The organism is Deltaproteobacteria bacterium (assembly GCA_030654105.1).
In the GTDB taxonomy this organism is placed as follows: Bacteria; Desulfobacterota; SM23-61; order SM23-61; family SM23-61; genus JAHJQK01.
In genome coordinates this window covers 1-9,352 of the sequence record JAURYC010000182.1, presented here as the reverse complement: position 1 = coordinate 9,352, position 9,352 = coordinate 1, and the positions used below count along the sequence as shown (strand labels likewise).

At 52.9% G+C, this 9,352-nt stretch carries 9 protein-coding genes; 8 read left to right on the top strand and 1 reads right to left on the bottom strand.

Features of this window, described 5'->3' with window-relative positions; all coding sequences use genetic code 11:
* Positions 1 to 123 precede the first annotated feature (123 nt).
* Complete coding sequence (locus Q7V48_07690; GenBank protein ID MDO9210615.1) at positions 124 to 912, bottom strand: glucose 1-dehydrogenase; 789 nt, start codon at positions 910 to 912, stop codon at positions 124 to 126.
* Between the two features lie 368 nt (positions 913 to 1,280).
* Between Q7V48_07690 and Q7V48_07685 the strand changes: the two genes are divergently transcribed.
* From Q7V48_07685 to Q7V48_07650, 8 genes are all read left to right on the top strand, one after another.
* Positions 1,281 to 1,817, top strand: a complete 537-nt coding sequence (locus Q7V48_07685; GenBank protein MDO9210614.1) for a 4Fe-4S dicluster domain-containing protein — start codon at positions 1,281 to 1,283, stop codon at positions 1,815 to 1,817.
* A gap of 182 nt (positions 1,818 to 1,999) precedes the next feature.
* Positions 2,000 to 3,487, top strand: a complete 1,488-nt coding sequence (locus Q7V48_07680; GenBank protein ID MDO9210613.1) for a hypothetical protein — start codon at positions 2,000 to 2,002, stop codon at positions 3,485 to 3,487.
* 7 nt (positions 3,488 to 3,494) lie between these two features.
* Positions 3,495 to 4,769, top strand: coding sequence for an FAD/NAD(P)-binding oxidoreductase (locus tag Q7V48_07675; protein ID MDO9210612.1), 1,275 nt, complete (start codon positions 3,495 to 3,497; stop codon positions 4,767 to 4,769).
* A complete protein-coding gene (locus Q7V48_07670) occupies positions 4,766 to 5,503 on the top strand; it encodes a 4Fe-4S binding protein (GenBank protein ID MDO9210611.1) in 738 nt (245 codons plus the stop codon). Before Q7V48_07675 ends, Q7V48_07670 begins: the two co-directional genes overlap by 4 nt.
* Positions 5,500 to 6,147 carry a hypothetical protein gene (locus Q7V48_07665; protein ID MDO9210610.1) on the top strand — a complete coding sequence of 216 codons (648 nt, stop codon included), beginning with the start codon at positions 5,500 to 5,502 and terminating at the stop codon, positions 6,145 to 6,147. The genes Q7V48_07670 and Q7V48_07665 overlap by 4 nt, the downstream gene beginning before the upstream one ends.
* A 266-nt stretch (positions 6,148 to 6,413) precedes the next feature.
* Positions 6,414 to 7,394: a tripartite tricarboxylate transporter substrate binding protein gene (locus Q7V48_07660; protein MDO9210609.1), complete on the top strand. Its 981-nt coding sequence runs from the start codon at positions 6,414 to 6,416 to the stop codon at positions 7,392 to 7,394.
* Positions 7,395 to 7,467: 73 nt separating this feature from the next.
* Entirely contained in the window at positions 7,468 to 7,923 is a 456-nt protein-coding gene (locus tag Q7V48_07655; protein ID MDO9210608.1) for a tripartite tricarboxylate transporter TctB family protein, read from the top strand.
* Between the two features lie 23 nt (positions 7,924 to 7,946).
* The coding region (locus Q7V48_07650) for a tripartite tricarboxylate transporter permease (protein ID MDO9210607.1) at positions 7,947 to 9,352 on the top strand (1,406 nt) is incomplete at its 3' end.

The window sequence follows — 9,352 nt, the reverse complement described above, 5'->3', positions numbered from 1 at the left end:
TTCATAATTTGAGGAAGATATCCAACCGCGGTCTTTCTGAATCGCGGCTGACAACGGCGAACTCTTTGTCTACCCTTAATATGCCAATATGCCTCGGGCATTGACTCTGAGATGCCCAAGAATTTACCAATCCATGGGCCATCCAGCCGTAGCTCCGGCATCAACGAAGAAGGTCTGCCCAGTGATGTAATCCGAAGCATCGGAAGCCAAGAGAAGAAGGACCCCCGTGAGATCCCTGACATCACCCAATCTCTTGATCGCAACTCTACTCATAATAGCGGAAAGACGGGACGGGTCTTCCAGCCAACTTGCAGTCATGGGTGTTTTGATGTACACAGGTCCGATGGCGTTAACTGTAATATTATACTTCGCCCACTCCAGAGCCAGGACTTTGGTCAACTGCATGACCCCTGCTTTGCTCGCTCCATAAGGGCCCAGCCAGGGGACACCGATCACTCCTCCTCCAGAGGAGATATTGATGATTTTCCCCCGCTTTTGTTTGATCATGATTTTCCCCACTGCCTGGGAGCAAAAGAAGACCCCCTTTAGGTTGGTGTCGATGATTGTATCCCAGTCTTCCTCGAGGAGTTCTTCTGCGGGTTTCCGGGTGTTCGTTCCGGCATTGTTTACCAGGATATCTATTCGCTGGAATTGCTGGAGGGCTTTATCGACCATGACGGTTATATCTAGGCAATTCCTCACGTCGGCAGCGATAGCCAAGGATTTTCTCCCCAATGTCCGAATCTGCTGAGCTATAGTCTCGCTTTCGGAGAAGTTTCGGCTGACAACTACAACATGGGCCCCTGCCTTGGCCAAGTCTATAGCGATCCCCTGGCCAATGCCCTTACTTCCTCCGGTGACAATGGCGACGCGCTCCTTAATATTGAAAATTTCGAAAGGGTTTTCTTTCATCAGGCAAAGGCCTATCCCTTCAAAGATAAAAAGGTAGTTGGGGAAATTTAGGGGTAGCCCTATTTATTACTGCCTTCTGCCCGTATACTTTAGCAACCATTCGTTTATCTTGTCAAGGCTTAATACAGCGGTGGACATGGACTACCTGGACCTGCTTATTTTTTGCGCCATCCTGAGTTTCTGGCTGGCAGTGTGGGTGTTCGAAAAAAAGATGCACGGATAAAAACTGGCCCAAGACCTAAGGTACAAGGTCCAAGGTTCATAATATAAATGTTGACAAAGTTTTTTTATCTACTAAAATCGGGGTTGCAATTTTTCCTTCTGGACGTGGTAGTGGAGAAAGAAAAGAGACAAGGGGGGGGTAATTCATGAAGGTGATTGGAGTCCACCTGGATCGCTGCACGGGGTGTAAGACCTGTGAGCTTTATTGTGCGGTAGAGAGGGGAAGTAACGGGAAAACGCTGCTGAAAGCTGCCCAGGAAACCCCCTTGCCCCAACCGCGGCTCCGGGTGGAAGGAAACAATGAATTTACCTTCCCCCTGCAGTGTCGCCACTGCCTTCAGGCTCCTTGCCTGAATGCCTGCCTCAACGCCGCTCTGGTCCGCGATCCGGAAACAAATCTTGTGCTGGTCCGGGAGGAACGCTGCATCGCCTGCTGGACCTGTACCCTGTTCTGTCCCTTTGGGGTTATTTTCCCCTGGCCGGAAAGAAAATTCGCTCTCAAATGCGACCGGTGTGCCTTTATGGAAAACCCCGTCTGCCTGGAAGTTTGCCCTTGTCAAGCCTTGGAGCTTGTAGAACTCGAGGATTTCGAGAAAATCCCTGGCCAGAGGCGGGCGGAAGTGGGCAAAACACTGGCCGGGAAAAAAGAAAAGGGCTTGCTTTTACTCGATCTGGGAGAATAATCGATACGCTGGGATAGTGTAGCGTCTTACCCCGCTCCTTCAAGGTGGAACCACCGACTCATTTTGGCAAGCGCAGCGGTCTTCCGCCTGGCTCCCTGGAGCGGCTTTGACATATTCTACTAATTTCTGAGCCGCTACAATAGGCGTTATTCGAAAAAACGATTTGAAACGGGAGAGCTGGCATGGAAATGATTCATTTTAAAACCGTTGACCCCATCAGTCAGGAACTTTTGCAGTCTGCTTCCAACCGGGGAATAAAGGTTCACTGGGACCGCTATGAAAGGCTTCAGCCGCAGGATGGATTTCTCCGGCTCGGCCTGAGTTGTCCGTTCGGTTGTTTGCAAGGACCCTGTCGGATTGATCCATTTGGTCGAGGACCCGACCGGGGGATTTGCGGCTTGGATAGGGACGGGATGGTCTCTGCCCTCTTGTTGCGCCTTACAGTGCAGGGAGCGCTGGAAGCCATGAAGGAACTTCCCAGCTTGGAAAAAGTCCCTCCATTATTCTGCTCAGCCCCTCTGGATAAAATTGTCCGCCGGGCAACAAAAAAACTTGGAGGACAGGAACTTTCGCTGAGGGAGATCTCTGATGCTGCTTTTCTTCTGCAAAGGCCCTTGGCGTCGCCCGAAGCTTTAATCCTTAAAGCCTTACGCTTGGGAGTATTAACTTTGGGCTTGTTGGAGATAAAAAAGATTGGGGAAAAGGTTCCGCGCCGTTCCTCTCTCCAGGCAGGATATGGTCTGCTTGCCGATCGGGACCGGATGATCGGGGTATGCGGTCAGCCTTCCCGCAAGTTTCTGGAAGCCTTTGCCAAGCAGGCTTCGCCAAACCTTCGCCATCGCAGCCCAATCGTTTCTTTAGGAGATTGGATTCCAATAGATGGCGGGTTTTTGCCCTGCGTCTGCACTTCGGGTGAAGCGGAGTTATTGTTGGCCTCCGGTAAGATTCATCTCCTGATCGCCGGACCGGGTACCGATCCCTCTATGGCCGAGCTTTGCCGCAGCCTGGGGATTCCTTTCATTTCTTCCCAAGATCCCCAGGAGGCCAAGAAAATTTTGCGGCTCGCCCAAAAGAAAGCTGATATTTCTTCCCCCACAGGCTTCACCCCGGATCCATCTCTTATAGAGGAAACGGGAGTGATTCTGGACGTCCAGGCATTGGCAGAACTCTTGCAAAAAGCGCGAGCCAAAAAGCTGTTCCTTCTGGGAGGCGCAGACACTCCCCAGCAGCCTCTGGGCTGGATTCCAGTGGAGGTGGCCTCCGCTCTGCGAGGAGAAAAAGGATGCCTGGTAGCCGCTTGGGGAGATGCTGCCTTGTGGATTCTTAAAAAAGGACTCGCTTCTCGGGGCAACCAACCCCCCGTTTACATCCTGGATGAGCAGGCGGGACCTTTGCTGGCCTTGAAAGCGTTGGGTGCCATAAAGAAAGGGGATGCCTTGCAGATATGTTTCTCGAGCCTGAAAAGTTGCCGCGATCTGGCCATCGCCCTGGGGTTGGCCAGTTTGGGCCTTAAGATCAGCGTGGCGGTTCCTCTTCCCCTCTGGGGAAGTGAGAAGGTTCGTACTCTGCTTGCGGAAAAGCTAACGGCTCAAGGGGGAAGCCTGACCCATTTTGACCACCCCCCCCATGCCCAGGAAATCTTAGATTGGTTCTTGAGGAAGGAAGCCTAAAGAAAAAATGGAATGCGTGATTATTGGCGGCGGGGCCGCAGGGCTGCAGGCCGCCCTCCATTGCCGTCGATGTTGGCCAGAAAAATCCGTCCTCCTTATTGAAGCCGAAGGAGACGTAGGATATTGCAACCCTCTTTTGCCCCAGTTCATGGCCGGGCAGGTAGAAGAGGAGAAGCTTTTTTTCTGGCAGCCGGCGGAAGATCCCCTGCTGCAGATCCGTAAGGGAATAAAAATTCGGTCCCTGGACCGGCCCACTCAAAGCCTCAACCTGGATAACCAGGAGAAGATCCGATATGAACGATTGATCCTGGCCCCCGGGGGGCAACCGATCCTTCCTCTTTTACGGAGGGAAGATCTACCCGAAGGAATCTTTCCTGTCCGCACCCTTGCCACGGCCCGCAAGATCCGGGACTGGCTTTTAAAGCATAAAGAAATCGTGGTCCTCGGGGGCGGATTGGTGGGGGTAAAAACAGCGGCCTATTTACAGCTGGCGGGGTTTGCTGTATCCCTGGTGGAGAAAGAAGATCACCTCTTGCCCCAAGCCTTGACCAAACCCTCAGCCAGGCTGGTAGAACGGCATCTCCAGCGGTTAGGAATTCGCCTCTTTTTGGGATGCCTCCTGGAAGATATCCAGGAAGAAAAAGGAATTCTGAAGTCGGCCAAGGTGAGCGGGCAGTGGATTCCGGGTGAGACCCTGTTAATCGCCGTTGGGTCAACCCCCAATATAGATTTTCTTGAAAATTCCGGCTTGCTCCAAGATAAAGAACTTCTGGTTTCTCCTGCTCTCCAAACCGCTGATGCCAATATTTTTGCCGCCGGAGACGCCGTTACCATATCGACTTCCGGGGGAGAAAAGCATAAACCCTGGACTTGGCCCCAGGCAGTCACCCAGGGGAAACTGGCCGCGGAGAATCTTTTCCGCTCTGTGCCTCTTCCTCTGAATGTCTTGACCCGCCCTAACTCTATGAATCTCCAAGGGCTATCCATCGTGATCCTGGGAGCCCCTACCCCGGACGCCGCAATCATCTCTCATGACCGGACGGCGGAAGGGATCTACCGGGAGCTCTTCCTCCGCGGCCGGAAAATTGTGGGGGGAGCCTTGGTGGGGGATATTTCCGGGGCAGGTCTTTTACATTTCCTGATGATCAACGGGAGCGAAGTCGATGGTGATGTGGCCAGGTTTCTAAAACCTCAATCCCGGGTTTTTTACCAACTCCTTCCGTCCTCCAAGAGACAGCGACGGCGAGCCCGAATTCTTTTCCCCAAGGAGATGCTTTCATGATCATTCGCCAGGAAATTTGCGTCGGTTGTGGGCGCTGCCATCCCTACTGCCCGACCCATGCCATCCACTTTCAAGACCTGAAAAGCGCGGTGGATCAAGAAGTCTGCTATGAATGCGGCTGTTGCCTTCGGGCAGAAATCTGTCCGGTGGAGGCTATTGAAGACTCCCCCCAGGTCTACGATTACCCCCGGGCGCTGCGAAAATATTTCAGCGATCCCAACGCCACCCACGCTCTCACGGGAATCCAGGGCCGGGGCACCGAAGAATCAAAAACCAACGATGTGACTCTTCGAGTTGGTCCGGGCGAGGTGGGAATCGCCATTGAAGTGGGCCGGCCGAATATCGGCATGAACCTGACCAACATCCAGAAGATCACCCGGGCCCTGGCCCGAGCAGGGATTCATGAAATCGAACCCAACAACCCTTTCCAAGACATGATTCAAGACCACTCGACTGGCGACCTGAAACCGGAGCTGATGGGGGAACGGGTGCTAAGCGCCATCATCGAAATTCAGGTGAAGCGCGATCGGCTCCGACATATTTTGCGTACGATTAAGGAGGTGGCCCGGGAAGTGGACAGCGTTTTTTGCTTGGATGTTTACACGCTGCTGGAACCGGGGCTTACAGTTCCTCCGGAAGTTTTGGAGATCATTGAATCAGAAGGGTTGTCCTGGCGGCCCAATGCCAAAATCAACCTGGGCCTGGGACGGGCTTGGGAAAGGAAGAACTCATGACCCACAGCTTGCATCGCGAAGGAACCATCAGTTCACTGGAGCGGGACTACGCTCTTTTCATCTATCCGGCACGGGGGTTCAACTATAATGGGAGCGGCCCGAAAGTGCGCCGGATCATGGAGCTCCTTTACCTGGAGGCACCTTCGAACATGATCGTCTCCACCCTCCGACGCAACCTTTACAGTGGCGTCCGCCCGGAGGAAGTGCTGGAAAGCATCAAGGACGGGGCCCGCATCTACTCCGCCTTCAACAACCGGGAAAAGTTGAAGGAGGCCCTGGTCGGGATCAAGAAACTGGACGAGGGGATTTCGGTGGTCGTAAGCGGTCTCATCGACCAGGTTCGGGAAATGGCTGCCGAGATCAACTTGAACCCGCACACCATCAATCTTTCCCTCGGGATCCATGGGCGCACAGATCGACTCCCTCCTCCGGACATCCGCCAGTTCACCACCATGTGCGGCCATGGGATGGTTTCGCCAGCCCTGGTCCGGGATGTAATCCGCAGGATAAAGAAAGGAAGACTCGCTCTATGGGAAGGAAGCATTATTTTGGCCGCCCCCTGCACCTGCGGGATCTACAACCCCCATCGTTCCCAAGAAATGCTCCATGATCTCGTCCCTCTTTATACGGTGAATCGATGGTAACCCAACGGGTAAAAAGCTTCTTATCATTTATCCCTTTTTGGCTCAAACATTTTTTCAAAATTTAATAGGACGCAGATAACCGCAGAAACAAAAAAGACGCTATGCGCATAGCGCTAAGCGCCAAGCGACTTTCTGTGTACATCCGTGTCCAAAAAGGAAATTCCCATACAATTTAATTACGATGGGCCCCATAGCCGCCCAATAAATATCTTGGCCAAGCCATAGAGTAAGGGAAGACGAAAATCCATGAGAAAAAGGAGGGAAACATGAAAAAAGGAAGAGGGTTATTATTCTTGCCGTTAGTTTTATTTCTGGCTATTTTGTTTCTTGTCCCGAATGAATCACTGGGGCAAAAATTTCTCACCAAGCCCATAGAATTCGTCTGCCATGCCGCAGCCGGAGGGGGTAGTGATATCATGGCCCGCATGATGCAGAGTATAATTGTAAAGGAAAAACTTTTCACTCACACGATCGCGGTAGTCAATCGACCCGGAGGCGGCGGAGCCATAGCCTTTGCCTACGTGGCGGGGAAAAAGGGCGACCCCCATTTCTGGCTTACCGCGACCACCAGTTTTCTCACCACCCCGCTTCTGGGCAAATCCAAGTACACCTACAAGGACTTCACTCCCCTGGTCAATCTCGCCTATGATGACTTCTTCGTCACCGTGAAGGCCGATTCGCCGTACAAGACGATGAAGGACCTCATCGCCGATGCCAAGAAAAGGCCGGGACAGATCAACACCGGCGGCACCTACGCCCCCGGAACGGATGCCCTCATCTCCCATATGATCGAAAAAGCGGCCGGCGTGAAGTTCAACTATATCCCCTTCAAGAGCGGGGGGGAAGCCATGGTGGCTCTCCTGGGAGGAAATCTGGACATGTTCTATCCCAACCCGGGAGAAGCCCTGGCCCAGGTGGAAGCCAAGAAGGTGCGCATCCTGGCCGTGGCCAGCGAGAAACGGATGGCGGCGGTGCCGGACATCCCCACGCTGCGAGAGCTGGGAATCAACGCCACGTTCCAGCAGGTCCGCAGCATTGCGGCCCCCAAGGATCTTGCCCCCGAAGCGATTCGCTTCTACGAAGAGCTTTTCCGCAAGCTGGCCGAATCCAAGATGTGGAAGGAAAAATATATCCAGGAGAATATGCTGACCTGGGATTACAAAAACAGTGCGGAGACCGGCAAGCTGTGGGAGGCCAACAATGAGGCCTGCACCCGGGTCATGAAGGAAATGGGGGCAATCAAATAGGATGCCTCGCCGGAGGGGAAGTTTATACCTCCCCTCCGGGCATTCTTGTCCGCCAAGGGGAGAGGGTCTTTCTATGAAAAAGGGGCTGATCATCGTAAGTATAATCCTCATGGGAATGTCGCTTCTCGGGATGATCGAGTCATCCAAATTAGAGAGAACGATGAAGATGGGCATAGGGATTAACTTTTTACCCTTCTGGATGTGTGCCATCATCGGGGCTCTGGCTCTAACACTTTTTGTAAAGGCACTCCGGGGAAGAATAACCGATGCCGATAAGCCGGTCTTCCCTAAGGAGAATATGCCCCGGGTGGTGTTTATGGCGATCTTCCTGCTCGCTTACCTAATCGTGTTCGAGATCATCGGTTATACCTATGCCACTTTTTTATTCTTTGCGGCCATGATCTTTTTTCTTCAGAGATCCAGGATGATGGGGGCCGTATTCTTCGGAGCCGTATTTACCGCTTTATTGTATGCCATATTTAAATTATGGCTGAAATCTCCCTTACCGAGCGGACCCTTCGGCATTTAAAATGAGAATTGGGGGGCATATATATGTTTGATAACTTACTGTTGGGTTTCTCGCTGGCTATTTCTCCAGTCAATATATTCTCATGCTTCGTTGGGGTAACGCTCGGGACCATCATCGGGGTTCTGCCGGGCATCGGGCCAGTCGCTGGCACGGCCATGCTCATCCCCTTCACCTTTGGAATGGATGCCACTACGGCCATGATCATGCTGGCGGGGATCTACTATGGGGCCATGTACGGCGGCTCTACGACTTCCATCCTGGTAAATCTACCCGGCGAATCAGCTTCGGTCATGACCTGCCTCGATGGGTACCAGATGGCCCGGAAGGGCAGGGCGGGCGCGGCCCTTGGAATCTCCGCCATCGGTTCCTTCATCGCCGGGACCCTCAGCGTGATCGGCCTGATGCTGCTGGCCCCCCCGCTGGCCGATTTTGCCATCCGCTTCGGGCCGCCGGAATATTTTGCGCTCATGGTTCTGGGAATGACTCTGGTAGTGGCGCTGGTGGGAGAGGATTTAATTAAAGGGCTGATTGCCGGGGCTTTTGGAATTTTCCTGGGAACGATCGGGCTAGATCCAACCAGCGGCATTGAAAGGTTCTCCTACGGAATTCTAACCCTTATGGATGGGCTTAGCTTTGTAAGCGTATCGGTGGGTTTATTCGCGGTCTCGGAAGTTTTAGAGATGGGGGAAAGGTCTTTGGAAACTCCGAGCTATATAGAAAAAATCTCCAATCTACTCCCCAATTGGCAGGATTGGAAGGATTCTACGCTGCCCATGCTGCGGGGCAGTGTCATTGGATTTTTCGTCGGCGTTATGCCGGGGGCCGGTGCCACTATCGCTTCTATGTTAGCGTATGCCACCGAAAAGAAACTATCCAAGCATCCGGAAAAATTCGGTACCGGGATCATAGAGGGAGTGGCTGCGCCGGAAAGCGCGAACAATGCGGCCACCGGCGGCGCTATGGTTCCACTTCTCACCCTGGGGGTCCCAGGTTCCGGGACCACCGCGGTCATGCTGGGGGCCTTGCTGATCCATGGATTAAGGCCGGGACCATTGCTTTTTGAAAAACACCCGGACTTTGTCTGGACGGTGATTGCCAGCATGTATATCGGTAACGGCATGCTCTTAATCCTGAATTTACCTCTGGTGGGAATATGGGCCAGAATGTTAAAAATCCCCAACACTCTTTTGATGCCCCTCATCCTTGCCTTTTCCGTGGTCGGGGTATATACCGTCAATAATAACCTTGGTGAAGTCTGGGTCATGTTCGTGTTTGGGATCATCGGCTATTTCATGAAAAAATTTGGCTTCCCCCCTGCACCCGTTGTCTTGGCCCTCGTACTGACCCCGCTGATGGAGAACGCGATGCAGCAGTCTTTACAGATGTCCCATCAAAATTTTTCCATTTTCTTCACCCGCCCCATTTCTTT

Bases quoted from the DNA above. Each gene is read 5' to 3' on its own strand.
- Q7V48_07690 (MDO9210615.1), bottom strand. From the start codon at position 912: ATGAAAGAAAACCCTTTCGAAATTTTCAATATTAAGGAGCGCGTCGCC.
- Q7V48_07685 (MDO9210614.1), top strand. From the start codon at position 1,281: ATGAAGGTGATTGGAGTCCACCTGGATCGCTGCACGGGGTGTAAGACC.
- Q7V48_07680 (MDO9210613.1), top strand. From the start codon at position 2,000: ATGGAAATGATTCATTTTAAAACCGTTGACCCCATCAGTCAGGAACTT.
- Q7V48_07675 (MDO9210612.1), top strand. From the start codon at position 3,495: ATGGAATGCGTGATTATTGGCGGCGGGGCCGCAGGGCTGCAGGCCGCC.
- Q7V48_07670 (MDO9210611.1), top strand. From the start codon at position 4,766: ATGATCATTCGCCAGGAAATTTGCGTCGGTTGTGGGCGCTGCCATCCC.
- Q7V48_07665 (MDO9210610.1), top strand. From the start codon at position 5,500: ATGACCCACAGCTTGCATCGCGAAGGAACCATCAGTTCACTGGAGCGG.
- Q7V48_07660 (MDO9210609.1), top strand. From the start codon at position 6,414: ATGAAAAAAGGAAGAGGGTTATTATTCTTGCCGTTAGTTTTATTTCTG.
- Q7V48_07655 (MDO9210608.1), top strand. From the start codon at position 7,468: ATGAAAAAGGGGCTGATCATCGTAAGTATAATCCTCATGGGAATGTCG.